At 64.6% G+C, this 26,633-nt stretch carries 23 protein-coding genes; 7 read left to right on the forward strand and 16 right to left on the reverse strand.

Features of this window, described 5'->3' with window-relative positions:
• Window positions 1-86: 86 nt before the first annotated feature.
• The 7 genes from VHP37_13625 to VHP37_13655 form a co-directional block, all read right to left on the reverse strand.
• Entirely contained in the window at window positions 87-965 is an 879-nt protein-coding gene (locus VHP37_13625) for a tripartite tricarboxylate transporter substrate binding protein (protein HEX2827383.1), read from the reverse strand.
• 104 nt (window positions 966-1,069) lie between these two features.
• Window positions 1,070-2,041 carry a tripartite tricarboxylate transporter substrate binding protein gene (locus VHP37_13630; GenBank protein ID HEX2827384.1) on the reverse strand — a complete coding sequence of 324 codons (972 nt, stop codon included), beginning with the start codon at window positions 2,039-2,041 and terminating at the stop codon, window positions 1,070-1,072.
• A gap of 23 nt (window positions 2,042-2,064) precedes the next feature.
• Window positions 2,065-2,313, reverse strand: a complete 249-nt coding sequence (locus VHP37_13635) for a hypothetical protein (GenBank protein ID HEX2827385.1) — start codon at window positions 2,311-2,313, stop codon at window positions 2,065-2,067.
• A 48-nt stretch (window positions 2,314-2,361) separates the two neighbouring features.
• Entirely contained in the window at window positions 2,362-3,489 is a 1,128-nt protein-coding gene (locus VHP37_13640) for a hypothetical protein (protein ID HEX2827386.1), read from the reverse strand.
• Window positions 3,486-5,117: an FAD-dependent oxidoreductase gene (locus tag VHP37_13645; protein ID HEX2827387.1), complete on the reverse strand. Its 1,632-nt coding sequence runs from the start codon at window positions 5,115-5,117 to the stop codon at window positions 3,486-3,488. Before VHP37_13645 ends, VHP37_13640 begins: the two co-directional genes overlap by 4 nt.
• 229 nt (window positions 5,118-5,346) lie before the next feature.
• The gene (locus tag VHP37_13650; protein HEX2827388.1) at window positions 5,347-6,096 is read right to left on the reverse strand and encodes an SDR family oxidoreductase; all 750 of its coding nucleotides are present in this window, start codon (window positions 6,094-6,096) and stop codon (window positions 5,347-5,349) included.
• 108 nt (window positions 6,097-6,204) lie between these two features.
• The gene (locus tag VHP37_13655; GenBank protein HEX2827389.1) at window positions 6,205-7,752 is read right to left on the reverse strand and encodes an acetolactate synthase large subunit; all 1,548 of its coding nucleotides are present in this window, start codon (window positions 7,750-7,752) and stop codon (window positions 6,205-6,207) included.
• An 81-nt stretch (window positions 7,753-7,833) separates the two neighbouring features.
• On the opposite strand from VHP37_13655, the gene VHP37_13660 reads away from it, so the two are divergent.
• Together VHP37_13660 and VHP37_13665 are read left to right on the forward strand one after the other, a co-directional pair.
• Entirely contained in the window at window positions 7,834-8,817 is a 984-nt protein-coding gene (locus tag VHP37_13660; GenBank protein ID HEX2827390.1) for a tripartite tricarboxylate transporter substrate binding protein, read from the forward strand.
• A gap of 77 nt (window positions 8,818-8,894) precedes the next feature.
• Window positions 8,895-9,890 (forward strand): tripartite tricarboxylate transporter substrate binding protein, encoded by a 996-nt coding sequence (locus VHP37_13665; GenBank protein HEX2827391.1) that lies wholly within the window; start codon window positions 8,895-8,897, stop codon window positions 9,888-9,890.
• A 12-nt stretch (window positions 9,891-9,902) separates the two neighbouring features.
• Here VHP37_13665 and VHP37_13670 read toward each other — a convergent pair whose 3' ends face one another.
• The gene (locus VHP37_13670) at window positions 9,903-11,231 is read right to left on the reverse strand and encodes a reverse transcriptase family protein (protein ID HEX2827392.1); all 1,329 of its coding nucleotides are present in this window, start codon (window positions 11,229-11,231) and stop codon (window positions 9,903-9,905) included.
• An 88-nt stretch (window positions 11,232-11,319) separates the two neighbouring features.
• Here VHP37_13670 and VHP37_13675 point away from each other — a divergent pair, with 88 nt between their 5' ends.
• On the forward strand, window positions 11,320-12,720 hold the full coding sequence (locus VHP37_13675; GenBank protein ID HEX2827393.1) for a CoA transferase: 1,401 nt from the start codon (window positions 11,320-11,322) through the stop codon (window positions 12,718-12,720).
• A 273-nt stretch (window positions 12,721-12,993) separates the two neighbouring features.
• Here the strand turns inward: VHP37_13675 and VHP37_13680 are convergent, their stop codons facing one another.
• The 3 genes from VHP37_13680 to VHP37_13690 all read right to left on the reverse strand — a co-directional run bounded on the left by VHP37_13680 (window position 12,994) and on the right by VHP37_13690 (window position 16,191).
• Window positions 12,994-13,974 (reverse strand): tripartite tricarboxylate transporter substrate binding protein, encoded by a 981-nt coding sequence (locus VHP37_13680; GenBank protein ID HEX2827394.1) that lies wholly within the window; start codon window positions 13,972-13,974, stop codon window positions 12,994-12,996.
• Window positions 13,975-14,006: 32 nt separating this feature from the next.
• Complete coding sequence (gene sthA, locus VHP37_13685) at window positions 14,007-15,374, reverse strand: Si-specific NAD(P)(+) transhydrogenase (GenBank protein ID HEX2827395.1); 1,368 nt, start codon at window positions 15,372-15,374, stop codon at window positions 14,007-14,009.
• Between the two features lie 127 nt (window positions 15,375-15,501).
• Window positions 15,502-16,191 carry a haloacid dehalogenase type II gene (locus VHP37_13690; protein ID HEX2827396.1) on the reverse strand — a complete coding sequence of 230 codons (690 nt, stop codon included), beginning with the start codon at window positions 16,189-16,191 and terminating at the stop codon, window positions 15,502-15,504.
• A 74-nt stretch (window positions 16,192-16,265) separates the two neighbouring features.
• On the opposite strand from VHP37_13690, the gene VHP37_13695 reads away from it, so the two are divergent.
• Complete coding sequence (locus VHP37_13695) at window positions 16,266-16,799, forward strand: hypothetical protein (protein HEX2827397.1); 534 nt, start codon at window positions 16,266-16,268, stop codon at window positions 16,797-16,799.
• Between the two features lies 1 nt (window position 16,800).
• On the opposite strand, the gene VHP37_13700 is transcribed toward VHP37_13695, so the two are convergent.
• The 4 genes from VHP37_13700 to VHP37_13715 all read right to left on the reverse strand — a co-directional run bounded on the left by VHP37_13700 (window position 16,801) and on the right by VHP37_13715 (window position 19,657).
• A complete protein-coding gene (locus tag VHP37_13700) occupies window positions 16,801-17,106 on the reverse strand; it encodes a hypothetical protein (GenBank protein ID HEX2827398.1) in 306 nt (101 codons plus the stop codon).
• Between the two features lie 9 nt (window positions 17,107-17,115).
• Window positions 17,116-17,589 (reverse strand): hemerythrin domain-containing protein, encoded by a 474-nt coding sequence (locus tag VHP37_13705; GenBank protein HEX2827399.1) that lies wholly within the window; start codon window positions 17,587-17,589, stop codon window positions 17,116-17,118.
• A 12-nt stretch (window positions 17,590-17,601) separates the two neighbouring features.
• A complete protein-coding gene (locus tag VHP37_13710) occupies window positions 17,602-17,805 on the reverse strand; it encodes a cold-shock protein (protein HEX2827400.1) in 204 nt (67 codons plus the stop codon).
• 199 nt (window positions 17,806-18,004) lie between these two features.
• Window positions 18,005-19,657 (reverse strand): thiamine pyrophosphate-binding protein, encoded by a 1,653-nt coding sequence (locus tag VHP37_13715; GenBank protein HEX2827401.1) that lies wholly within the window; start codon window positions 19,655-19,657, stop codon window positions 18,005-18,007.
• A gap of 872 nt (window positions 19,658-20,529) precedes the next feature.
• Between VHP37_13715 and VHP37_13720 the strand changes: the two genes are divergently transcribed.
• Genes VHP37_13720 through VHP37_13730 form a run of 3 tightly spaced genes read left to right on the forward strand, consistent with a single transcriptional unit; the run spans window position 20,530 to window position 23,922 of the window.
• Complete coding sequence (locus VHP37_13720; GenBank protein ID HEX2827402.1) at window positions 20,530-22,143, forward strand: hypothetical protein; 1,614 nt, start codon at window positions 20,530-20,532, stop codon at window positions 22,141-22,143.
• Window positions 22,144-22,152: 9 nt separating this feature from the next.
• Complete coding sequence (locus VHP37_13725) at window positions 22,153-22,995, forward strand: hypothetical protein (GenBank protein ID HEX2827403.1); 843 nt, start codon at window positions 22,153-22,155, stop codon at window positions 22,993-22,995.
• Window positions 22,996-23,016: 21 nt separating this feature from the next.
• Window positions 23,017-23,922: an SIR2 family protein gene (locus VHP37_13730; protein HEX2827404.1), complete on the forward strand. Its 906-nt coding sequence runs from the start codon at window positions 23,017-23,019 to the stop codon at window positions 23,920-23,922.
• Between the two features lie 485 nt (window positions 23,923-24,407).
• Here the strand turns inward: VHP37_13730 and VHP37_13735 are convergent, their stop codons facing one another.
• Window positions 24,408-26,633: a CoA transferase gene (locus tag VHP37_13735; GenBank protein HEX2827405.1), complete on the reverse strand. Its 2,226-nt coding sequence runs from the start codon at window positions 26,631-26,633 to the stop codon at window positions 24,408-24,410.

The following is a 26,633-nucleotide window of genomic DNA, read 5'->3' on the forward strand; positions in this document are numbered from 1 at the left end:
ATGAACCGGTGACGGGCTAGGGCCGTACACACCGTTTCTTGTCACCGATTTTCGTCACCGCTTTTTGTCGCCGTTCTTCGTCACCCTCACTCGCCCTTGATCCCCGCCTTGTCGATCACCATCAGCCAGCGCGCGGCTTCGTCCTGCATGTACTTGCCGAACTCGGCGGACGTCATCTTGACCGGCGTCGCGCCCTGCTGCTCGAGCTTCTGCACGAAATCGGGCGTGTCCTGCAGCGCCTGGATCTCGTCGTGCATGCGCTTGACGATGTCGGGCGGCGTCTTCAGCGGCGCGAAGACGCCCCACCAGATGTAGGACACGTAGTCTTTCACGCCGCCTTCGATCATCGTCGGCACGTCGGGCAATTGCGGATTGCGCTTGGTCGCGGCGACGCCGAGCGCCTTCAGACGGCCTCCGCGGATATAGCCGATCAGCGTCGGTATCGAGCCGATGTTGATCTGAGTGTTGCCCGCCATGGTGTCGGCCGCGGCCGGTCCGCCGCCCTGGAAAGGCACGTGGACGATGTTGGTGCCCGTCACGAGCTTGAAGAGCTCGGTGTTCATGTGCGGAAAGCCGCCGATACCCGACGACGAATAGTTGAGCTGTCCGGGTCTCGCCTTGGCGAGCGCGACCAGCTCCTTCAGGTTCTTCACCGGCAGCGTGGGATGCACCGTGAGCACCGCGTCGCCGCGGCCGATGAGCGCCACCGGCTCGTACGACTTCGAGTACTCGATGCCTTTGGCCATTTTCTTGTCGAGGAGGTGCCCGTACGCGGTCGACGTCAGCATGAACGTGGAGCCGTCGGGCGGGGATGCGGCCGCGAGGTGCATGCCGATGATCGAGCCCGCGCCGGGACGGTTGTCGATGAAGACCGTCTGCTTCAGGCGCTTCGTAAGCTCCGGCGACATCAGCCGGCCGACGACGTCGGTGCTGCCGCCCGGCGCCCACGGGATCAGGATACGCACCGGTTTTTCGGGCCACGCGGCGGCGCTCGCGGACGTTGCAAAGCAGGCAAGGCAAAGAGCTGCTGAGATGCGCTTCATTGGACTCCCCGTTGTGATGATCGCGTTTACTGAGGCACGATGCCCGCCTCTCGGGCGGTCTTGACCCATTTCGCGGTCTCGGCGCGAAAGAACGCGCCGAACTCCGCCGAGTTCTGCGGCTCGACGTCGACGCCGAGATCGGTGAGACGCTGTTTGAGATCGCTCGTCGCGAGCAGCTTCAGGACGTCGGTCTCGATCTTGTGCTGTATCGCCCTGTCGACCGCGGCCGGCGCGCACATCCCGTACCACGAAGACACGTCGTAGCCGGGCAGGCCGCCTTCGGCGATCGTCGGCACGTCCGGCAGCTTGGCGCTGCGCTTGACGGTCGTGACGCCCAGCGCACGTACCTTGCCGTTCTTCACCGTCTCGACGTGGTTGGGCAGGTTCGTCATCTGCGCCGCGATGCGCCCGGCGAGCAGGTCCTGCTGGGCGAGCGCGGCGGTCTTGTACGGAATGAAGGTGATGTCGGTCTTGGTCATGTGCTTGAAGAGCTCGAACGAGAGCTGCGGCGAAGAGCCGACGCCGGTCGTTCCGTAGTCGAGCTTGCCGGGCTGCGCCCTGGCGAGCGCGATGAACTCCTTCAGGTTCTTCGCCGGCAGGCTCGGGTGGACGACGAGGATGTTGGGCGTGAGACCGATGCGCGCGAGCTGCGAGAAATCGCGAAGGTGGTCGAACGGGAGCTTTTTGTAGAGGGCCGGCGCGATGGCGTCGCTCACGCCGCAGCGATGCAGCGCGTAACCGTCGGGCGGCAGCTTGACGATGATCGTGGGCGCGATGGTGTTGCCCGCGCCGGGGCGGTTGTCGACGACGACCTGCTGGCCCCACAGCTCGGAGAGCCCTGCGGCGACCACGCGCGTGAGGCCGTCGGCGACGCTGCCGGGGCCGGGACCGAGGATCAATCTCACCGGCTTGGCCGGATACGGCGCGGACGTTTGCGCGTACGCGGGAATCGCGCAGCACGCCATGCACAGAAGCAGCGATCGCACGCGGATGCGCATCTCACTCCTCCCGGAAATTGGGGTCAGGTCCACATTTCACTGAAATGTGGACCTGACCCCAATTTACTCCACTGCTGGACCTCGGCGACGATCACCGGCTGCGCGAACGGCGTCTTCAGCTCGTCGGCGACCAGCCTCGCGACGATGTCGTTGGCGCTGCCGGGCGCGACGGTGACGATGCGCACCGGCTTGGCCGGATAATGCTGTGCATGCGCCACGTTCGTGGCGATCCCGAGCCCGAGCGCGCACGCGCCGACCCACACCAGCCGCATATTCTCCTCCTCAGGACAATAATGTGACTCTGACCCGGATTGCGGCGGCTAGACGCGCTTCTGCAGCTGCGCGCACTGATCCTGCGCCCGCTTCACGTCGAGGTCGAGCATCCGCGCCGCGTAGGTGAGCTCGGTCGCCGCGACGCGGTTGAGATCGTAGATCTCGCTGCATTTGTAGTCGTCGGCGAAGTCGATCATCACGAAGTTCGGCATGAACGTCTTGAGCACCGGCGCCGACGCGTACGACGTCGGATCGATGTTGTTCGCGATGCGCAGCTCGATCGACTCGGCGAGGCCGTTCTCCCACATCGTGCGCAGCTTGCCGACGCCCTTCGAGCTCCACATGCCTTCGTTGCGATCGTGGATGCTCTCCATGACGCCGGTCGTCGTCCAGTACATCATGCCCATCACGTCCGGATCGGTCGCGGCGCCGCGCGCCATGAGCTTGCTCTGCTTCTTCTCGTTCTGAGAGAGCTTGGCGAAAGGCTTCATCACCGACGTGCCGCCCTTGCCGAAGTACTGCAGGCCCCAGTAACCGTCGTCGTAAGCGCCGCCCGAGTAGAGATTGCGGATGCCGAGGATTCCGCCGCCGGTCCTGTACTTCGACGGGATCGCGGCGAGCCCGGTATCGGTGAACACGCAGACGACGCTGCCCGCGAGGCGCTTCAGCGTCGTCGTATTGAGATTGGAAGAGCCTTTGTAGATCGTGTCCCCGAGCACGCCGGCGCAGCATTCCGCGATCAGCTCCCAGTTCGTGCACTTGTCGAACTTGTAGATGAGGAACTCGGTCGGATGGTCCCGCACGAACGACCGTGCCTGGTCGAGCATGTCGGTGAGACCCGCGCCGAACGTTCCGCCGCGCAGCTTGGTGCGCGTGATCGTCTCGGTGCGGCCGAGGTCCTGCACGTACCTCGACTTGGTCTCGTTTTTCATGAGCTTCGAGTCGGCGTGGAAGGCGCGAAGCTGCGCTTCCTTCGCGCTGCCGTGCTTGCTCGACAGCCCCGCCGCCGCGATGCGCAGGTCGAAGAGGCGCACGCCGGCCGCGGCCTGACCCTTGATGTCGAGGGACTGCGTCTGGACGTTGGATCCGCCTTCGGTGATTCCCGCATCGTGACTTCCCGCCATCACGATCTCGTTGAGCTTCCTGTCCTTGCCGAGCTCGTAATACCGGATCATGCGCCGACGCTCACCGCTCGTGACACGTCGCGCTCCGCCGCGGCGTTGCGCCCCGCGATGCGGCCGAACGTGATGCCTTCGGCGAGATTGCCGCCGCCCTGGTAGACGAACTGGAACACCGAGCAGATCTCGCCCGCCGCGTACAGCCGCGGGATCGGCTGGTCGTCCCAGTCGAGCACGTGCCGCTGCGCGTCGGCGCGCAGGCCGCCCTTGGTGTTGGGGCCGCCCGGATAGAGCGGGATCGCGTAGAACGGCGGCTCGGCGACCGGGCCCATCGTCCCGACTTCGCGCTCGAAATCGGGATCGTGCTGGTCGGCGCAGTAACGGTTCCACTTCTCAACCGCTTCGATGAGCGCCGCGGTGTCCATCTTCTCCTTGTTGTCCTTGTGCTTGCGGATGTTCTCCGCGAGCTCTTCGAGCGTCCTGCCTTCGAGGATGTAGCCTTTCTCCAGCGCCTTGCGGTTGTCCTCGCCCCAGTCGACGCCGTTGTAAGCCGCGGCGGCGACGCTGACCACCGGGCCGCGCTTCATCATGACCGAGTCGAACACCATCCACGACGGGATGCGCGGATAGCTGAGCGTCCGGGTGTCGAAGAGCATCGCCTCCTTGTAGAAGATGTAGCGGCTCGGGTCCTTGGTGATGCGGCGCTCCGAGGCGTAGCGGCGGCCGTGATTGTCGACGACGATCTCGTTGGGCTTGCCCACGCCGGAGGTGTTCATGCCGATGCGCAGGCCGTGACGGCGCTCGGGCACCGCGCAGATCACGCGCCCCGCGATGCTGCCGACGCGCGACAGCGCCGCGCCGACGCGCATCGCCATGCGAATGCCGTCGCCGGTGTTGGCGGGGGAGCCGTAGAACGCCCAGCCTTCCATGCCGGGACCGTCGAGGAAGGCCTTGCGCATGCGCGCGTTGTATTCGTAGCCGCCGCTCGCGATGATGACCGCACGGCGCGCGCGATAGGTGACGGGCTGGCCGTTGCGCTCGGCGGTCACACCGACGACCGCTCCGCTCGCGTCGGTGACGAGCTCTTTCGCCGACACGCCGTAGTGGATCGGGATGCCGCGCGACTGCACGCCGGTCAGCATGCACGCGTGGAAAGCTTCGCCGGACTGCTTCTCCGATTTCGCGGTGTCCTTGGTGCGGCCTTTGAGCGCGTCCTCGTCGTACTGGCCGGTGTAGGTGCTGCGCACGCACGCATAGCCCGATTTCGCCGCACCGGGGAACTCGGGGAAAGCGGCGCTCGCGGAGATCACCGCCTTGAATCCCGGGTCGAGGCCGCGCATGAAATCGGCGTTCTGCGGCGAGTGGCGCGCCCAGATCTCGGCGAGCTCGTCGGCGAACTCGCTCTGGTCGCCTTCGAGCTTGCCCGGCAGGTTGTCCCCGCTGAACATCGCTTTGGCGTACGCCTTGAGCGAATCGAAATCGCCGGAAGGATCGGGGCTGTGAAAGCCGCCGCCGCTCATGCGCGTGTTGGAGTAGTGAGAGTCTTCGGGCTGCTTTTCCAGGATGACGACCTCGGCGCCGGCGTCCTTCGCTTCGATCGCGGCGCAGCCGCCCGCGGAGCCGAAACCGATGATGACGACATCGGCTTCGTAGACGCCGGGTTCTTTGGAGTTGAGGCTGTCCATGTGTATCGAAAGTCCTGTTGAACGGGCTGATCGTAGCATTCTGCGGGTGGCCCTGACCGTGGCGTGCGCGCGAGCGCACCGCGCCTTTAAAAGCAATCGAACCGCAGAGGACGCAGAGGAAAAGCCAACATCGTCATTCCCGACCGCGCGAGAGCGCGAAACGATCGGGAATCCATTTTGACCTGAATGGTTCGAAAATCGATTCCCGCCTGCGCGGGAATGACGAGCCCTACGTCAGCGTCTGCCCGCCGTCGACCGCGATGGTCTGGCCGGTGACCCAGCTCGCGGCGGCGCTTGCGAGGAAGAGTGCCACGTTCGCGATCTCCTGCGGCGTGCCCATGCGGCCGAAGCGGATGCGCCGCAGCGCGGACTGGTACACCTCGGGATCGCTGGTCTTTCTCTTCTCCCAGTTGCCGCCCGGAAACTCGACCGAGCCGGGCGCGATGCAGTTCACGCGGATGCGCCTGGACGCGAGCTCCGCCGCCTGTGTCCTGGTGTACTGGATGATCGCCGCCTTCACCGCACCGTAGGGCGGCGTGCGCGCGCTCTGCTTCAGCCCGGCGATCGACGAGATGTGGATGATCGTGCCCTGCGACTTCTCGAGCCACGGCAGCGCCGCGCGCGAAGCGCGCACCGGCGCGAGCAGGTCGACGGCGATGCTCGCCGCCCACCCGTCTTCGTCGTCGCTGTGGCCGAACACCGAAGCATTGTTCACCAGCACGTCGACGCCTTGAAGCGCTTCGGCCGCTGCCGTGACGTAGCGTTGCACCGCTTCGGGATTGCCGAGGTCGCACGTCATCGCGTGCGCCTCGTGCCCGAAACGCCGCAGCTCGCCTTCGGTCTCGCGCATCGCCTTTTCCCCGCGCGCGCAGATCGACACGTTCGCGCCGGCTTCGGCGAACGTCAGCGCGATCGAGCGCCCGATGCCGCGCGAGCCGCCGGCGACGATGGCGCTTTTGCCTGTGAGGTCGAGTTTCATGTGCCCTCTACTGTTATTGCGAGGAGCGATAGCGACGAAGCAATCCCGAAGCGTCCGATACGTGCGCCACGAGATCGCCACGCCGCCTGCGGCGGCTCGCGATGACGGTTACATCACCACGTCGATGAGATAAGGCCCGTGATGCGCCATCGCGTTAGCCAGCTCTTTGGTGAACCCCTCGAGATCGTGCACCTGCGCGCCGGGCACGCCGAGGCTCTTCGCCAGGCCGGGAAAGTCGAGCGTCGGGCGATCGAGCGTGAGCATGTCGATCGCGCGCGGCCCCGGGTTCGCCGCGCCGACGTCGGCGAGCTGGCTGTAGAGGATCTTGTACGACCGGTTCGAGAAGATGATCACGCACACGTCGAGGCCCTCGCGCGCCATCGTCCACAGCGACTGGAAGGTGTACATCGCGCTGCCGTCGCCGATCATCGCGATCACCTTGCGGTTGGGACACGCCACCGCCGCGCCGACTGCGACCGGCGTGCCGTAACCGATCGACCCGCCCATGTTGTTGAGCCAGTCGTGCGGCGGCGCGCCGACGGTATAGGGAAAGAACCCGCGCCCCGTCGTCACCGATTCGTCGACGACGATCGCGTTCTCGGGCAGCGTCGCGCCGAGCGCCTGCCCGAGGCCTTCGAGCGTGAACTTGCCGGTCGGTTTCTCGGGCCGCTTCGCCTGTGCCACACCCGAAGGCTTTTCGTTCAACGCGCCGAGCTCGGCGGCGAGCGCTTCGAGCGAGGCGAGGGGATCGCCTTCGACCGGACACAAGACGGTCGTATCGCAACCGGGCGGTGTGAGCACGCTCGGCTTGCCCGGATACGCGAAGAACGCGGCCGGCGCCTTGGCGCCGCAGAGCACCATCTGCGTGACACCCTTGAGCTGTTCCTGCGCGGTCTCGACGACGAAGTGCAGCCGCAGCGTCGCCACGCGGCCCGCGCCGCGCTCGATGCGCGCCGTGCCGCCGGCGGCCTGCACGCGGCAGCCGGTCTTCGCGGCGATCCGGCCCGCGAGATCGAGCCCGCGCTCGCGCAGCGCGCGCCCGCCGAGGAACAGCATCGAAGCGTTGCCCTGCGAAAGCCGCTTAGCCGCGGCGACGACGTCGTCTTTGCGCGGTCCCGGCGGCGGCGGAGTGTCGGGCGTATCCGCGACCCCGTCGGCTTCGCCCCACGCGGTATCGGCGGGCAGGATGAGCGTCGCGATCTGCCCCGGGGCGACCCGCGCCGCCTGGATCGCGAGCGCGCCGTCGCCCGCGACGGTCTTCGACGTGGGCGAGGTCTTCACCCAGTGCGAGAACGGCCGCGCGATGCCTTCGATGTCGGCGGTGAGCGGGGTGTCGTACTGGATGTGATAGAGCGCGTGCTCGCCGACGATGTTGACGATGCCCGAGCCGGCTTTCTTCGCGTTGTGCAGGTTGGCGGCCGAATTGGCGAGGCCGGGGCCGAGATGCAGCAGGGTCGACGCCGGCGTGTCGGTCATGCGGTAGTAGCCGTCGGCCGCGCCGCTGCACACGCCTTCGAAGAGACCCAGCACGCAGCGCATGCCTTCGACGCGGTCGAGCGCGCCGACGAAATGCATCTCCGAAGTGCCGGGGTTGGCGAAGCAGACGTCGACCCCGCCTTTGAGCAACGTGCGAACGAGACTTTCAGCGCCGTTCATCCGGACTCCCCCTGGGTTATTTACGCCGCGCCGTCGAGGATACCGTAGGTTAGACTGACGCACCGATCGGTGGAGACGACCGTGCGATCACTCTCGACATACGCCGTCTTTTCGTTCATCGCCTGCGCCTGCGGCGCTTCCGCTCACGCGCAGACCGAAGCGGGCTATCCGGTCCGAAGCTTGCGCCTGATCGTTCCTTTCGCTCCCGGCGGCACCACGGACACGGTCGCGCGGCTCGTCGCGCGCGAGACGACCAAATCGCTCGGCCAGTCGATCGTCGTCGAGAATCGCCCGGGTGCGGGCGGTCTCATCGGCGCGGACGCGGTGCTCAAGCTGCCGGCCGACGGTTATACGCTCGCCTTCGCGACGATCAGCACGCTCGCCGTCCAGCCGCTCCTGCAGGCGAAGCCCACCTACGACCCGCAGAAAGAGTTCGCGCTCGTCACGCAGATCGCGACGCTGCCTTACGTCGTCGCGGCGCATCCGTCGCTGCCGGCGCACAGCGTGCGAGAGCTCGTGAAGCTCGCGCGGGCGAAACCCGCGTCGATCAGCTTCGGCTCGCCGGGATACGGCACGGGGGCGCATCTGACCGCCGAGTACCTGTGCAGCGTCACCGGTATGAAGCTCGTGCACGTTCCGTACAAAGGGGATGCGCCGGGCACGATCGATCTCATCGCCGGGCAGATCGCGATCGCGGTGTTCCCTCCGATCTCGCTGGTGCCCCATATCAGAGCCGGCCGCCTGCGCGCGCTCGCGGTGACGTCGTCCGCACGATCCATCGCTTTGCCCGAAACCCCGACCGTCGCGGAATCGGGCTACCCCGGATTCGAATCGGGCTCGTGGAACGGCATCGCCGTGCGCACCGGCACGCCCGAGGCCATCGTGCGGCGGCTGCACAAGGACATCGCCGCAGTCCTCGCGGAAAGCCCGCAGGTGCGCGGCAACATCGAAGCCAGCGGAAGCAAGGTCGTGGGCAATACGCCGGAGGAATTCGGCGCGTACGTTCGAGGCGAGATCGCGAAGTGGCGTAGCGTGATCGCCAAGGCGGGAATCAGGATCGACTGAGATGAGTTACAAAGCGGTCCGCCGAAGCATCGGGCGGGCTGTCGATCAAGGGGGCACCGTTTCGGAGGAGGAACGCGATGCGCTGCACGATCGAAACACGCCGTGGAATGTCGTTCTTCATCATCGCGGTCGCCGTGTCGCTGTATCCGGCCGCGTCGCGGGCGCAGGCCCAGGCTTTCCCGACCAAACCCGTGCGCTACATCGTGCCGTTCGGCGCGGGCGGCTCTCCCGATCTCGTCGCGCGGCTCATCACCGAGCGCCTCTCCCGCCTGTGGGGACACCAGGTCGTCGTCGAGAACCGTGCGGGCGTGGCGGGTGTGCTCGGCACCGCGTTCGTCGCCAAATCGCCGCCCGACGGGCACACCCTGGTCCAGTGCAACATCGCTTCGAGCGCGATCGGCGTGACCCTGTTCGCCAAGATCCCCTACGACCAGTTGCGCGACATCGCAGCGGTCACGCGCATCGGTCTCACGCCGAACATCATCACGGTGCACCCGTCGATGCCGACGAAGTCGATGAAGGAGCTCGTCGCGTTCGCGAAGCGCCATCCGGGCAAGCTGAGCTATTCCTCGGGGCAGGTCGGCACTTCGCCGCAGCTCTCGATGGAGCTCGTCAAGCTGGTCGCGAAGATCGACATCGTGAACATCCCTTACAAGATCGGCGCGCAAGGCATCACCGACAACATCGCCGGCCAGGTCCCGGTCGGCATCTCCAACTTCCCCGCGTCGGTCGCGCCGGTTCAGTCCGGTCGGCTGCGTCCGCTCGCGGTCACCAGCGCGACGCGCACGACACAGCTTCCCGACGTCCCCACGGTGCAGGAGGCGGGAGTGCCCGGCATCGACGTCAATTCGTGGCAGGGCGTGTGTGCGCCGGCCGCCACGCCCGCGGCGCTGCTCGACAAGCTCAACACCGACATCAATTCGGTGTTGCGCATACCCGAGATCCATCAGCGGATGGAAGAGCTGGTGATGGTGGGGCCGCAGACCACGCGGGAGGAATTCGATCAGTTCATACGTTCCGAGATCGCGCGCTGGGCGAAAGTGATCAGGGACGCGCACATTCCGCTGCAATAGCGCCCCGCAGGCTCAGGACCAGTCGATTCGCTCGAAGATCGCGTGCAGCTTCGCGCCGCGCGAGGCGCTGAGCTTTTCAGCATGAGCGATGCGTCCGAGCAGGTGCGCGCGGAAATCGCGGTGTGCCCCGCGATTCTGGGACGCGACTCCCCGATGCACGCAATTGGTGAGTATCGCCTTGAGCCGGTCGAACTCGGCGCGCCGCACGTTCGGTTTGTCGTTGACGACGATGCCGGTGAGGATCTGTCGATCGCTACGGTGCATCACGCGCGTCTTGCGGTGATTCACTTCGAACCCTTCCTCGCGCGCGATCGCGGCCACCGTGTCGGCGAGGCGATCGATGCGCCGCCTCACCGGCTCGCCGCCCGAGAACGCGAGGTCGTCGGCGTAGCGCGTGTAGGTCGCGCCGACGCTTGCGGCGAGCGCGGCGAGACGCAGGTCGAGGTGCAGCGCGCACAGATTGGAGAGCGCCGGCGAAGTCGGCGCGCCCTGTGGAAGATGGGCGAGCTCGAGCGTCTTGCGGTCCAGCCACGGCAGGCGAAACGCCGGATCGGGCGCGGCCACTCCCCGCAGCATGCGCGAAGTCACGCGATTGGTGCACAGGCCGGTCAGCATGCGGGCCGTGGCGTGCGGATAACCGAGCGTCTCGAACAGCGCATGGATGCGCGGCGCGGGAATGCCCGGAAAGAAATCGCGCAGGTCCATGCGCAGCACGACGTCCGACCCGCAATGCGGCCGCGCGTAGGTGACGCACGAACGGCCCGGGCGAAAGCCGTGCGCGGCCGGATGCACCGGCACCGGCGCGAGTATCTCCGCGAGTACCTTGCGCTGGATCGCGCGCAGCCGGGACTTGGGTGCTTCCATGAGCCGGTAGCCTTCGCGCTTGGCCACCCAGCGGTAGTTGTAATGACAGAGCGCGCCGGCGTCGTCGATCATGCCGCGGATGTCGGCGAGCCAGTCGAGGACCGACGTCGAGACGCCGAGCCACGCGGCGAGGTCGCCCGGTGTGGCCAGCGACGGCACGGCGCAGGCGGCGAGCGCGCCCGGGCGCGGCGCCATGCGCGGAGGCTCGATCGGATAGTGGCGGATGCGCGGCTTGCGCGATGCGCGCCATGCGTCGAGATAACCCTCGTCCTGCTCGATGAACGTGAGAAGCCGGCTTCGCTGCGAGAAATCGAGCCGGAAGCCGAAGCGCGCGAACACGCGCTCCGCGAACGGCGCGATCCAGCGCGCCCTGCTGCCGAGCGTCCACTTTGCGCGCGCGGCGAATTCTTCGGCGGTCGCTTCGCCCGCGAGCAACGCATCGGCCAGGGCTTCGGCCACTCGACGCTGGGATTTCATCGGTGCTTCATCGCGGCATAAGACGGTTACCATCGAGACTAGCCGCAGGCGCGGCGTCGTCGCAAGAGACACGGAGGAGAATTCCCGTATGAACCCCGGATTCGAAGAGATCATGAACGTCCGCGGCCGCGGCATGCCCGAGGCCGGTGAAGTCGCCATCACCGGAAGCGATCCGGTCTACTCGGCGCGGTTCAGGATCGGCGAGACCACCGCGAACATCCTCGCGGGCATCGGTGTCGCGGTCACCGACATCCACGAGATGAAGACCGGACGGCGCCAGAAAACCGCGGTCGACGCCCGACAGGCCGCCGCGACGTGCAACAGCTCGAAGTACCTGAGCGAGCCCGCGCCCGGCGGCGGCTGGCGTCAGGTGCCGGCGACGCCTTCGATGAGCCACATGCGCTCGATCACTCAGCCGTGGCGCTGCAAGGACGGGCGCTGGTATCTGCCGCATTTCAACCTGCCGCACCTGCACGACCGCGTCATCGGCGTGCTCGGCTGCGAATCGAATGCCGACGCGGTGGCCAAAGCGATCGCACGCTGGGATTCGCACGACCTGGAAGAAGCGATCGCCGAAGCGCGTGCGTGCGGCTCCATCGTGCGCTCGAACGCCGAGTGGCTAGCGCATCCCCACGGCCGCATGCTCGCCGGCAAGCCGCTGATCGAGATCACCAGGATCGGCGACAGCGATCCCGTGCCTTTCGCCGCGGGCGGCAGGCCGCTCGCGGGCATCAAGGTGCTCGATCTCACGCGCATCCTCGCCGGCCCGATCGCCGCGCGCACGCTCGCTGAGAACGGCGCGGACGTGCTCATGGTCACCGCGAAGCACTTGCCGCAGGTGCCCGAGCACGTGAAGGACACGAGCCACGGCAAGCGAAGCTGCTTCCTCGATCTCACGAGAGCCGAAGACCTCGCGGCGCTCAGGAAGCTCGCCCGGAGCGCCGACGTTTTCAGCCAGGGGTATCGCCCCGGCATCATGGACAGGCTCGGTCTCTCGCCCGAGCAGCTCGCGCAAGAGCGTCCGGGCTTGATCTATCTCTCGATCAGCTGCTACGGCGCCGGCGGACCATTCTCGAACCGCGGCGGATGGGAGCAGATCGCGCAGTCGGCGACCGGCATCTGCCTCGACAACGGCGACGAGCGGCCCAAGCTCCTGCCGGCGTCGGCGTGCGATTACACCACCGGCTACAACGGCGCGTACGGCGTGCTGCTCGCGCTCGCGCGGCGCGCGCGGGAAGGCGGCTCGTATCACGTGCGCGTGTCGCTGTGCCGCTCGGGTATGTATATCTACAAGCAGGGACACGTCGCGTATCCACAGCCGGACATGGGGCTTGGCCAGGACGAGCTCGACTCGATCATGGTCGAGTCGAACGGCGGTCACGGCGCGCTCAGGCACCTCGGTCCGGTGCTGAGCATGTCGGAGACCAAACCTTACTGGGACAAGCCTTCGCCGGTGCTCGGCTCGAGCCGGCCGGAATGGCTGGCGTAAGGTTGCGGCGGACTGCTCCAACCCATCTGGTTGTCCGTGAGCAAGCCTGCACGGAGTGCAGCAGCGCTCATGGGTTGTGTTGCCGATCTCAAGCAAAAACCCCGGGGTAACCCCGGAGAGGCGTGCAGCGATCGTGAGGACTCGCGTCATCGCCCGCTTGGAGCAGCCGCCGCGCGTCGAGGCTAATCGAGGGCGCGCGATCCGGCAAGTGGACGACCAGGTGCAGTCGACGATGCACGTGCCGCGCTTCGGCGCGTATTGACCAGGCGGCTCTCACTGCTTCGCGAGGCCGAGATCGACCAGAACCGCCTTGTCTGCGGCGTATTCCTGCTCGAGCTCTTTCTTAAGCTGAGCGCCGGTCACGAAATGCGGGCTCCAGTAGTTCTTGTCGATGTCCGCTTTCCACTCGGGCGTCTCGGTCACCCGGCGCAGCGCGGTCTCCCAGTACGCGACCTGCGGCGCGGCGAGATTCTTCGGCGCGAACACGCCGCGCCACGAGCCCGAGACCACGTTGACGCCCTGCTCGCGCCAGGTGGGCGCTGTCGCGAGCGCGCCCGGAAGCCTCTGCGGCGCCGCCACCGCGAGCACGCGCATGCGGCCGTTCGCGACGTGGGCGATCGCGTTGCCCGCGCCGATCACGACGAGATCGATGTGGCCGCCGAGCACCGCGGGTATTGCTTCGGCCGAGCCTTTGAAGACGACGACTTTCAGATCGCGCGGATTGCCGCCGAGCGTTTTCACCAGTAGCCCCGCCGCGACGTGGCGGCTCCCGCCGAACGTGTTCGCGAAGCCGACCGACAGCGACTTCGGGTCCTTCTTCAGGCGGTCGCCGAGGTCCCTGGCATTTGCGATATTCGAGTTCGCGGCGACCCCGAAGGCGACGTAGTCCTGCAGCATGATCGCGATCGGCGTGAAGTCCGCGTACGTGAGCGTGCTCGCGCCGACGATGTGGTTGCTCGCGTTGCTGCTCGTCGCGACCATCAGGGTGTGCGGATCGCCCGCGCGCTGCGCGACGTAGGTCGCGGCGATGTTGCCGCCGCCGCCGGGCTTGTTGACGATGGTGATCGTCGTCGGCACCGCTTTCACCGCGGCGAGCCCGCGCTCGATCGTGCGCGCGGTGTTGTCGTTGCTGCCGCCGGGAACGGAAGCGGCGACGATCTCCACGTTTTTCTGCGGGACCCAGCCTTGCGCGCACGCCGCGGCGGCGGCCGCGGACAGGACGATGCCCGATAGCGTCGCAACGACAGTCTTCACGGCTCCTCCCGGACGCTTTGCGCGTCGTCGTTCTAGATCACGCGGTTCAGCCCGTTCAGCGCGGCGACGCGATACGCCTCCGCCATGGTCGGGTAATTGAAAGTCGTATTGATGAAGTAACGCAGCGTATTGGCCTCGCCGGGCTGCGTCATGACGGCCTGGCCGATGTGAATGATCTCCGAAGCCTGGCTGCCGAAGCAATGGATGCCGAGGATGCGCAGGGTCTCGCGATGGAACAGGATCTTCAGCATGCCGGTCGTGCGGCCGACGATCTGTGCCCTCGCGAGGTGGCGGAAGAATGCGTGGCCGACCTCGTAAGGCACCTTCTGCGCCGTGAGCTCGCGCTCGGTGGCGCCGAGCGAGCTGATCTCGGGGATGGTGTAGATCCCGGTGGGAATGTCTTCGACCAGGCGCTGGTCGCACGTGCCGGTGAGCGCGTGCGTGGCGGCGAACCGGCCCTGGTCGTAGGACGCGCTGGCGAGGCTGGGATAGCCGACCACGTCGCCGACCGCGTAGATGTGCGCCTGGGCGGTCTGGTACGACGCATTGACGACGATCGATCCGCGCTCGTTGATCTCGAGGCCGATCGCGTCGAGCCCCATCGCATCCGAGTTGCCGGTGCGGCCCTGCGCCCACAGCAGCACGTCGCTCTGGATGACCTTGTTGGACTTCAGGTGCACGCGCACCCCCGAGTCGTCGGCTTCGACGCGCGCGTATTCCTCGCTGTGGCGGATGAGCACGCCGCGCTCGCGCAGGTGGTAGGCGAGCGCGTCGATGATCTCGTCGTCGAGGAAGGACAACAGCTTGTCCCGGGTGTTGATGAGGTTCACCTTGATGCGCAAGCCGCGGAAGATCGAGGCGTACTCGCAGCCGATCACCCCGGCGCCGTAGATCGTGATGCTGCGCGGCGTCTCGTTCAGGCGCAGCACGGTGTCGCTGTCGACGATGCGCGGATGCGAGAAATCGACGTCCGGCGGACGGTAGGGGCGCGATCCGGTCGCGAGGACGAAGCGGTCGGCGCGCAGGCGATGCTTCGCCCCGTTCGGCGCCGCCACCTCGACCGTTTGCGCGTCGACGAACGCGGCCCGGCCGCCGATCACGTCGACGTGATTGCGCTCGTAGAAGCCGCGGCGGAGCTGAACCTGGCTGCGGATCGCCGCTTCGGCCTTGCGGATGAGGTCGAGGTAATCGGGCTCGGTCCGGGTGCCGTTGTCGGCAAGCTGCTGGATCGCATGGCGCAGCGCCTTGCTCGGTATCGTGCCCCTGTGGGTGCACGAGCCGCCGACGTCCACGTCCTGATCGATCACCGCGACGCGGCGGCCGCCCTTGGAAGCCGTCATCGCAGCGCCCTCTCCGGCGGGGCCGCTGCCGATGACGATGACGTCGTACTGTTCGCGCAAGGTCAGCTCTCGTTACGGGTAATGTTGTCCACGCGAATCGGGGAGCACATCCCGTACCGACACGAGGCGGCGTGGCCCGGCAGCGAAGCAAGGCGCAATTATGGCGTATCGCGGAACCGGTGGCGGCTCAGTCGACGACGAGGTCCGGCAACGCCGCAAGCGTGGCGATCTCGGCGTCGGGGTTCGACGGCATGCGCTCCGGCGGCTGCCTTGTCCGGTTGCACCACACGACCCTGAATCCGAATGCTTTCGCCGAGAACGCATCCCAGCCGTTCGAAGAGACGAAACAGATTTCCACCGGCGCCACGTGCAGCCGGTCGACAGCGAGCTTGTATACCGAGGGATGCGGCTTGTAGACGCCGACGTCGGCGACCGACAGCACGTCGTCGAGCAAACCCGCGATTCCGGCGTTGGCGACCGCCGCGGACAACATCGACGGCGAGCCGTTCGAAAGGATCGCGAGCTTCAGGCCGCTCGCCTTGAGGCGCGAGAGCGTCCCGGTCACGTCTGCATACGCGCCCAGACGCAGATAGAGCGCCATCAGCCGCTCGCGCAGATCGGCGTCGTTCAAGCCGTGGCTCTCCATCGCGAAGTCCAGCGCTTCGCCCGTCACCTGCCGGAAATCGACGTAACGCCCCCCGAGGCTGCGCAGCCAGGTGTACTGGAGCTGCTTCGCGCGCCATAACTCAGAGAGCGGCTGCCATTTCGCGCCGAGCGCGTTCGCCTCGCGCTCGGCCGCGCTGTTGACGTCGAAGAGCGTGCCGTAGGCGTCGAAGACGCACGCGCGAATCCCGTTCAGTGCATGGTAAGTCCGCATCATGTGACTCCGGCGCGCGTCGGGCGCTGCTTGGCTTACTCTATCGCGAAACGGACCCCGACTGGGTGTTCGGCGTGGTCAACGCGCTCAACTCACTGGTCGCCTCTCCGCTGCGCAACATGGCGCAGACCGCGCAGGCGCTCGTGCACAGCCGCGCCGATACCCGCGTGATGCTGCGTTTCGCGCACTGGGTGACGCTGGTGTACGTCGCGCTCGTCGGCATCCTCTTCTATACGCCGATGCGCGACGTGATCCTGAGCCGGGTCATGGGCCTGCCGCACGCGCTGAGCAGCTACGCGGCGCCCGGCGTGCAGATGCTGCTGGTGGTCGTCGTCGCGTGGGGTTACGCGTCGCTGTTTCGCGGCATGCTGTCGGCCATGCGCCGCACCGGTGCGATCGCCGGTAGCGCCGTGGTGCGCTTGATGGTCGTGACGGCGGTCGGCAGCGTCACGCTGATAGAGCCTGATCTGAACGCCGCGGCGGTCGGCGTCGCCGCGGTGGGCGCGGCGTTCATGACCGAGGCGTTGATCCTGGGGCTGCGACTCGTCTACTGCAGCCGCGAGCGGGGTCCGCTGTTCCCGGCCGAGCGGGCGGCCGCGCGATCGTAGCTCAGACGATCTTGCAGTCTTTGCTCCAGCCCTTGCCGTCGATCTTCACGCCTTTGCAATCGGCGTTGGCGCGCAGCTTGAACACGACGCGGCCTGCTTCCGCGCCGGATTGCTCGATGCGGTAATCGATGATGTCGCCGCCGAAATGCGACGAAGCGTGCTTGGTGCGATGAAGATAGAGAACGCCGCCCACGAACTTCTGCGCGGTTTCTTCACTCAGCTGCCAGTATCCGCTCTCCCATTCGTTGCGGGACGGGTCGATCTTGCGAACGCTGTCGGTGCGTTCGACAAAATGAATTTCAGCCACTGCTGTCTCCTATAGGTGCCGCGCCATCTCGCTTCGGCGCGCTTTCATGCGGTCGGTGACCGCCGCGAGATCGAGCCGTTCCGCCCGGCGGGCGCGGGGAAATACCCGGGTTTCTGCGAGCTCGAACTGTTGCTCGACGCGCTCGGTCAGCAGGCTGAACTGCGCGTTGCGTTTCGCGTCGTCCCGAGCCGCCTGCTCGACGCTCGAGACGAGCTTGCGTATCGCCTGATGTCCTTCCTCGATCTGCGCGAGCAGGTCTTCCATGTCCGGCTCGTCGATGGCTTCGGACACCGCCGGACAGAACAGCTCGCTCTTGACCGCATCGTGCGTGCGGATCTCGGCGCAGGCGGCTTCGACCACCTCGGCGGCGTCCTCGTCCCTGGCGTGCAGGTATTCAAAATGTCTGAACATCGATTCGAGCTCGCGATGGTCCTGCATCAGCAGATCGATGGCGTCCAGTTGCTTGCGGGGTGTTTCGGTCATGTCGGCGCGTTCTCAGAGGGGCTTCAGATTGACCGCGGAAACACGTCCGTCCTTGCCGCGCTCGGTGTCGAAGGAGATTTTCTGGTTCTCCGCAAGAGTGGCGAGGCCGGCGCTCTGAACTGCCGAGATGTGCACGAACACGTCCTTCGAGCCGTCGTCGGGCTGGACGAAACCGAAACCCTTGGTCGCATTGAAGAATTTCACGGTGCCTTGCATGGTTGAATCCTTTGAAGTGGGACACGCGCGCGAGGTCAGGTGCGCATCGACGAGCTATAAGAAGGGCGCGGAGCGCACCCGGGGGGCGGGCGCGGACGACAGGGAAGGGTGGACACCCCAAGTATGGGACACCGGGGCCGTGTTGGCAATGCCTATCGGTCAGGTCCGCATTCGTCGAATGCGGACCTGACCCTCCTGGCTACTCGTCCTTCCCGTACAGCACGCGCCGGAACGGCAGGCTGATCACCGCTTTCGAGATACGGGCGTCGATGATCATCGGCCCCGGCTCAGCCACCCATTCCGCGACGCCTTTGCGCACCTCGTCGACGCTGCGCGCCAGAGAGCCGCGTGCGCCCCACGCCCGCGCGAGGGCGCCCATGTCCGGCGAACGAATCGCGGACGTCTCCGGATCCATGTCGTGCGCGCGCAGCTTGTGGTATTCCGAGCCGAGCGCTTCGTCGTTCTGCACCACGATCAGGAGAGGCAGGTTGTAACGCACCGCCGTGTCGAAGTCCGACAGGTGCATCATCGTGCTCGCGTCGCCGTCGATGAGGACCGCCGGCTTGTTGCCCATCGCGAACATCGCGCCCATCGCGGTCGGGAACATCTGGCCGATGCAGCCGAAGAAGCCCGAGTTGTGCACGTACGGCCGCGCCTTGAAGGTGTTCATCGTCGTGAGCGCCGACTGCGCGCCGCTGCCGATGAACATGCCGACGTCGCCGGGCACGAGCTCGTCCACGGTGCGCGCGACGAGCCGCGGGTCGATGGTGCCGGGCTCGATCTCGAACTCGGTGCGGTCCTCGTACATGTTGGAGAGGCGCTCGAGCGTCTCGCCGGTGCGGTAGCCGGCCTGCTTGAAGCCGCGCTTTTCCAGCAGGGCGTCGAGCGCTTCGAGGCCTTCTTTCGCGTCGCTCTGCACGTAGATGTCCGCGCCCTTGCCGTTCCCGAGAACGACGTGCGGCTTGGGATCGAGGTGGATGAACTTCGCGTTGGGGTAGAGATAGCCGTGCTCCGTCGTGTGGCGGTTCAGGCTCGCACCCACGCCGATCACCACGTCGGCCTCGTGCAGGAGCTGCATCGAGGCTTTGGTCGCGTACAGGCCGGAGACGCCCGCGTGGTACTCGGTCTTGTCGGAGAGCCACGTCTTGGCGCGCAGGCTCGTGGCGACGAGGCCGCCGATGCGCTCGCCGAGCTTGAGCACCGCGTCGCCCGCGCCCGACCAGACCGCGCCGCGGCCGACGACGATCACCGGCTTTTTGCTCTTCGCGATGAGGTCCGCGGCTTTTTTCAGCGCGCCCTCGTCCATCACGCCGGCGCGGTTCGGCAGCAGGCTCGCCGACGGCACGTAAGGCTCGTCGTCGTCCCATTTGCCCTGCTGGACGTCCATCGGCGCGCTCAGCATGACCGGGCGCCGTTCGAGCTTCGCCTTGTAGAAGGCGCGGCGCACCGCTTCGTCCGCGAATTCGCCGGTGTCGAGGCGGATGAACGCCGTCTCGACGCCGTCGGCGAAGCGCGACTGGTTGAGGCCCTGGTGATAATCGGGATCTTTCGCCGGGCGCTCGCCGACGAACGCCACGACGGGCGACTCGGCGCGCGCTGCGACGACGCACGCCGTTGCGAGCTGCGTCACGCCCGGACCGCACGTGGCGGTCGCGACGCCGGGCGTCTGCGCGTGGCGAGCCCAGCCGTCGGCCATGCCCATGCCGACGCCTTCGTGACGCACTTCGACGCATTCCACGCCGCGATCGAGCAGCGCGTTCATCCAGTACATGTTGCCGTCGCCCATCATGCCGAAGACGTGCGAGGTGCCTTCGGCGATGAAGGCTTCGGCCATGCGTTCGTAGACTTTCATCGAACCTCCCTTCTGGTGTGGCGTTAAAAACTCAGTATGTTCGCCTTCTATGGTTTGCTCGGGATGATCCGGCCACTGAACATGATCTGCGCCATGTGCGATGTCCCGCTGGATGCAAGGGCGTCTTGCTAGGGCGTGGTCATTATCAAGGGATTAGTCGCGATGAGGCGGTTCAGGGTGCTATCCGACAAATGTCGAGCCCGCTGGGCTTGAATCCGATTCCCTTCACCAAAGGCCCGTGCCCATTGCTCCTCATGATGCTTTAATATGTTCTGAGGCTGCGCCTAAGAGATTACAAGATAGGGCGCAAGTCGGCACCTGCATGCGCTCTCTTGGACCTAACGTTGCGGGGAGGGGATTTGTCCGAAACCCAGCTCTGGTTAACTGTCTTTGAGGATAGTCGTCCCGAGTGGCCGCCGACGCTCGACAGTACCGGATGGCGTATTGCCCTAACAGCGTCAGACACGTTGCAGGGATGCGAATTTCCGGGCGCATGCCGATCTAACCCGGTATTTCCCGCGTTCTCGGACCTACCTCTACCGACCCTGGGCAACGGAGTTCATCACCTTTACTTTCTGTGCTTTCATTCGGCGTTTCGAGTTCTCGCTCGGTTGCTTGAGAATGCTCCGCCGGAGTCCCAATCGGGACTCTTCTTCACCTCGGGCATTGCATCGGTACTCTGGATCTCACCTGCCCCAGATTTGCTAGACCGCATCGAATCGCTCTGCGAAGCCCGTCCTTGGGCGAGCGAGGTGTGGCGAGTAGAAGATGCTCGCATAGTGTCGGTAAAGACGAAGGTCGGGTCACTGAGTGCTGCTGAGGTTCCCGCAGTTCGTATTGAATCGTACGGATCGCTTCCTCTGGCGCAGCGAATGACGGTAGACGAGTTCGTTTCTAGCATCGGCTTACTTTTGCCGAAGATCGCGATTCATATGCCAAGTGAGGTGAAGATATATGACCAGATCGTCTCACTTGCAAACGAACTCATTGCTGAAATGAACTACGTTTGTAACCCCGTCGGAGCGCCACCGCTGACCCTCGGCGAATACGTCCAAGCGGATTTTCGTACGGATCGCGCCTTAGTCGAAACAATCTTGCACCAGGACACCGATCGTTTAATCCAGATAAACGCGGGCCTGTCTTATTTATCAACTCAAGCGCTTTCCGGTGCAGTGCCCATACTTGAGCGTCGAAGTCTTATTCGGCGCTATTCGCTGCTCGGCGTAGGAACCGCGATCTTGGCATTGACCAGGCTTGCGCGATGTATTGAGAAGGCATTTTCTGAAGGAGCGCTTGAGACAGGGCTTGCCACTCACGCACCATTTGCCAGCCCGCTACCAGGACTCGACAAACTTCCGAACTATGATCCGCGCGGTTGGAAGGACAGTTCGGTTAATCGCTGGCACGGAACGGTTCCTGCTCGTGAACCCTATCCCAAATTGCCCTACTTCAGTGGCACGCTCGGTTTTCGTGAAAGCGAATATACGATTTCCGCAGCTATTCAAGCTCTCGCTGCCGGCGGTAGTCCCGAGTGGAGTCTTCTGACACTGACGCATGAAATGGTGCATGGCCACGTGCGGAGTCTACTTTCCATCATCTTGCAGGGCGAGCCGGACCGGCGGCCCGAAGCTACATGGCAGGAGTTCTACCAGCGGTTTTCCGATCAAGTCGAGGGGCGACCAATAAGCCAACATTCGTTTCTTGACTCGCTACGAGCAGTGATTCTGTTTTATTGCTGCATGACGATAACGCACGGTTCCTTGACCCGCCCGGTTGATAACAAAAGCACACTCACGGACGTCAGTGTTGGCTTCTACTTGCCGAATAATGCAGAGAGCCTGCGACTCGTTTTAGAAACGGAATTTCGAAATATTAACGAGGTGCTCGTACATGTCCTCGACCTGCATTATTTTTATCGAAGCAGCTTGTCGGCGTATGTGCCGCTAATTTGGCGGTCGTGGTCAATAATGCCGCAGGTTCGCGGCGACCTCAGGCAGTATTTGCTTCGGACGCTTCTCGTTGCGGCTACGAAGATATCAGGCACTCCGTTTGAGAGATTCCGTCAGTCACTTACGCGCGTCAGTGAACTACTCGCTCGAATAAAGCACGCTGGCGGTAGCGGCACGTCCACGATTGATGCCGCATTGGAATTCCTGAGTTCGAAGGAGCAGGTGGATGACCTTTTCTTCCCCTTTATGGCGAGCTTGGTATTAGTCGATCTTACGCATCACGTACTAACTTCGAATGCGATCCGGGGAAGCCTCAACGGTGCAGACCCACATCTGAAGATCGAGACAAATCATGCTTCGTTTGAAGAGTGGTTTGAGTATGCGATGCCGGATGGATTTGTGGATGACGAAGTGGCGGCGCCGGCTGCATTTATCGCGGATCGTCTATCGAAGAAACTTCTTTACGGTGACGCAGGCAAGCTTGAATTTGACACTGTTCTTATGTTCCTCGCTTGTTGCTCACAATCGACGGGGTGAGGTAACGCGATGAAAGAGAATAACCACGGCGCGAATTTCATAGCAGATCAGAGGTACTACCATTTTATTTTTGCTCGCAATAACCGCGGTACGAACTTAGCGGAGTATTGGCGGCGCTTAGGTCGCTTGGTAAACGTTCGCGCATCTCTCGATTACAAGGATAGCAAAGCGGAGATTCAACACAGGAAACTACGCTCGAGTACCGCCTTTGCGCGGGGAGCGGTCGCTGAGGCATTGTCAGAGGATGGGACCGGGCGCCCACCCTATTTATATGACGTGATTGCTGCCGCAACGACTATACGCGGTGACAGGTATTTCGCTTTTGGATTTCCGTTCGTGGGCCTAGCCGCTGAGATCATGCGCGAACTCATGGATGGGCAAGCGTTCTTTAAACGAGGCGAGGTGCTTGGTGTCGATGTATCTAAGCTTATTGCGTCCGCCGAGGAGGGCTTGAATAGATTCGATTCAATGAGCGCTCAAGTTGTTGGGGTCAAATTCATCGTCACTGACGACAAGTCGCTCACGGCAGTGCGTCTGGGGGGGGACGATCCCTTGAGCGCGGAGGTTTACGTAGAATTCTTGCGCCAAAAAGTTAAGGCTGGGTATTTCCTGCCGAATCATTGCGTGCTTGCCTGTGAACGTGAGTGGGAAAATGGAGAATCAAGCGAAGTGTCACGGGCCTTCCGTTCCCGGCTGCACGTAGCGCGCGACGGGCACTTTAAGTTCTACGCGCATGTTGGGTGCAGCAATTTGCGATTGATTCCATATGCCTTGGGCCAACTTAAATCGTTGGGCTGCTTCGAAAAGGTCTACAGCAATCCGTTTCTAAAGACCACAGAAGACGAAGACTAACCAATCCGCGCGAGTTTGCTAATGCCCTTTGACTACTTGACGACAGATACCCGAGCGCTGGAAGCGCTATCCTCGAATTTAGTAGCGGGCACGCTTGTATTGTTTTTGGGCGCAGGCACCTCGTTAGGAGCAGGCCTACCGGATTGGCCAACGCTGATCGTAAGATTGCGCACGCTCGCCAAATTGCCTATCGACAAGATTACGGCAGGGGCGTCATCCGATGAACTTCAAGCTGCTGCTGACGAGGTTCTTCGTGAGTTTTGCAAAGGCGACGACGAATTGTTCGCACGCATGGTTAAGGAAGCTCTCTATGAGGACGTGACGCTTTCCGAAACCATCCTCCATAATGACGCCTTAATTGCGCTCGGGGCGCTAATGACAGGGAGTCGCCGCGGCAAAGTCTCACGCGCCATTACTTTCAATTTCGACAGTGTTCTGGAGTGGTATCTCTCTCTGTGTGGGATTGTGCCTCGGGTAGTTCTGCAACCGCCGACCCTTGAAGGTGCTGAGGATGTTCGCGTTTATCACCCTCACGGGTTCCTCGCGCATCCAGATCTGAAGTCGCGTGATAGCCGATTTGTAATTTTAGGATTACATGCGGTGAACAAACGTCTCGGTACGATCGGTGATCCCTGGTTCGAAATGCTGCGACACCTTTTGCGATCTGGCGTTGGGTTGTTTGTGGGGGTGTCGCCAAGAACCTTCCGCGACCGGGCTCTCGCACCGTTGCTGGTTGCGGTGGGGGAAGAGTTGAAGGATGTGCGGCCGACGGCGTTCTGGATCATGCCGGAGGACACTGACAACCGCGACGAGCTGCAGCGAGAATTCTTGTCGACCAACGTCGTCCCGTTGTTTCGAAGCAAGGGCGAAATCCCCGGCTTTTTGCTCAGCATCTGTAGGCATGCTGCGCAGGGCGTTATTGTGTGATGGGCCTTGACTTTGCTACCGATCCACAGGTAATATCCCCGGTTCCCCCGGACTGTCGCAATGCCTAACCCTTACCGCGCGTTTCGCCAGCTTGAGCGGCTCATCTTTCGTGGCGTTCCAGAGCAGCCGGAGCCCCTGTGGCTTCGCGACGGCAATGCCCACGTACCCGAGCGCCTAACTGGGCGATCACAGCTGGCTGGAGGGCTTCCCGCCTCGACACTGACCGGCGCAACGCTAGTGGCGACGATCGTATATTCCCCTTCATCGGGACAAGTTCTATACGTGCGACAGCAAGCGGCGGCGCCTAGCGCGCAGCCTACCGACGCCCCTCAGCCATCTAATGGGAATTCGGCTGTCTGAAGCGTTCCGGTAACTCGATTCCCCGCACGTCACGACTGCGGCGTAGCAGTCTCATGGTTTGAAGCGCAAGGCGACTGAACACGCCGCTTGTTGGGCTACAGAGGAGTTGACGGCGACTCCTCCAGCTAGCACCCGGCCCTAACTCCATCTGTAGCGATCACACCTTCGCGGATGAGCCGTTCCAGCTCTCCGCCCATGCCGATCTCTTCGAGCACGCTCAGCGCGTCCGATCCGGGTTTGGCGGCGGGCCTTCCGATCGTCACCGGCGTTCGCGACAGCTTCACGCTCGGCGCGGTCGTGGTGATGGCGCCGAAGCCTTCGTGATCGCGCGTGACCGCGAGGCCGCGCGATTGCACCAGCGGGTCGGTCATCAGCTCTTCGAGGCTCGGAACCACGCGGTGGGCGCCAATGCCGGCGTGCGTGAGACGTTCCACCCAATCGGCGACGGTGCGCGTGCGCATGAGGTCTTCAAGGGCGCGGTGCGTTGACACGCACCCTGCGAGCTCGGGGCAGCGTGCAAGGTCTGCGTCGCGTGCGGCGAAGAACAGCCAGCCGTCGCTCGCCTCGTACAAGCGATTCAACGGCCCGGTGCCCGTCGCATCCTGACCGCGCGGCTCGTTCCATTGCTTGCCTGCGTAATCGTGCAGCAGCGCCGACTGCAGCATCGTCGCGGTGTAGGCGAGCGCGCTGTCGATGAACTGGCCTTCGCCGGTGCGCTTGCGGTGGAGGAGCGCGAGCGCCACCGCATAGCACGACATGAGGCCCGTGCCGTAATCGTTCGCGGCGAAAGGCGCGGTGGCCGGCTTGCCGTCGCCACCGAATCGCACCTGCATGCCCGACACCGCCTGGCCGATCTGCTCGTGGCCGGGGCGGCTCGCGTACGGACCGATGTGGCCGAAGGTGTTCATCGAGCCGTACACGATGTCCGGCCGGCGCGCGCGGACCTGCTCGTAGCCGATGCCGAGCCGCTCCGCGACGCCGGCGCGGAAGTTCTGCAAGACGACGTCGGCGTCTTCGATGAGCTTCCAGAAGATGTCGAGACCTTCCTGCTTCTTCAGGTCGACGAGGAGGCTGCGCTTGCCGCGATTGATGTCGTTGTGGCGCAGCACCGTCTTGGTATGCGGGCTGTCGATCTTGACGACGTCGGCGCCGAACTCGGCGAGCGTGCGGCCGCAGGTGGGACCGGCGAGGACGATGCAGAGGTCGACGACTTTGATGCCTGCTAATGCAGACCGGAGGTTGTCATTGGAGTCGACCCCCACCCCAGCCCTCCCCCTTCCAGGGGGAGGGAGTTGTTGGTGTGCCAGCTCCGCGAGGATTTCGGCGCGATGCGCGTCGGTCTTTGCGCGAGGCATGCGCACCGAGCCGGGTGTCCTGGACAGCCGTGCGTTGATGCCCGGGCCGCGGAAGGTTCCGAGCTCCGGGTCGACGTAGTCGGCGACGATCTTCGATTCGAGCGCCTGCGGGTGCCGCAGCCATTCGGCGCTGGTGTGGCAGATCACGCCTTCGGAGCCGATCTCGGCGATGGCGTCTTCCCAGTCCTTCGCGCTCTTCGTGCGCATGACTTCGTCGAACTTCTGCCCGAGCTCTTTCGGCGGCAGCTTGGCGTCGCGCCACCGGTCCATGCCGATCGAGCGGATGAACGCTTCGAACTTCTTGTTGTTCGCGACGTACATCAGCCAGCGCCCGTCGCTGCACGGCAGTTGCCGGCTCCAGTTGAACTCGGCCTCGGGAACCGGTTTGCCGTTGACCAGCAGGCCTCTCGCGCCGACGACGGTGAACGTCGCATCGAACAGCGGAATCTCCACGCGCTGCCCGAGGCCGGAGCGCTCGCGCTCGTTCAGCGCGATCGCGACCGTCACCGCGCACAGGAACGCCGCATACATCGAGCTGTAGGGAACCACCGTGTAGACCGGCCGTCCCTTCCCGGAGCGATAGGCGCCGGTCGCCGCGCCGAGCACGCCTTCCCACGCCCTGACGTCGGCGCGCGGATCGTCGGCGCCGAAGCCCGGCAGCGAGCAGTAGATCAGCCGCGGGTTTGCCTCGGTCATCGCAGCCGCACCGAGGCCCAGTCGGTCCATCACGCCGGGACGGAAGTTCTCGATCACGACGTCGGCGCTCGCGATCAGCTTGCGCGCGGTGTCGCGGTCGGCGTCGTTTTTGAGATCGAGCGCGATGCTGCGCTTGTTGCGGTTCCAGGTGGCGTTGGCCGGCGTGTTCCAGCGCGGCCCGCCCGGCGGATCGACGCGGATCACGTCCGCGCCGTGGTCGCCCAGGAGCATCGCCGCCATGGGGCCGGCGATGTACTGCCCGAAATCGACGACGCGTATACCTGAGAGCACGCCTGCCAT

This window comes from Burkholderiales bacterium (genome assembly GCA_036262035.1).
Lineage (GTDB): Bacteria > Pseudomonadota > Gammaproteobacteria > Burkholderiales > SG8-41 > JAQGMV01.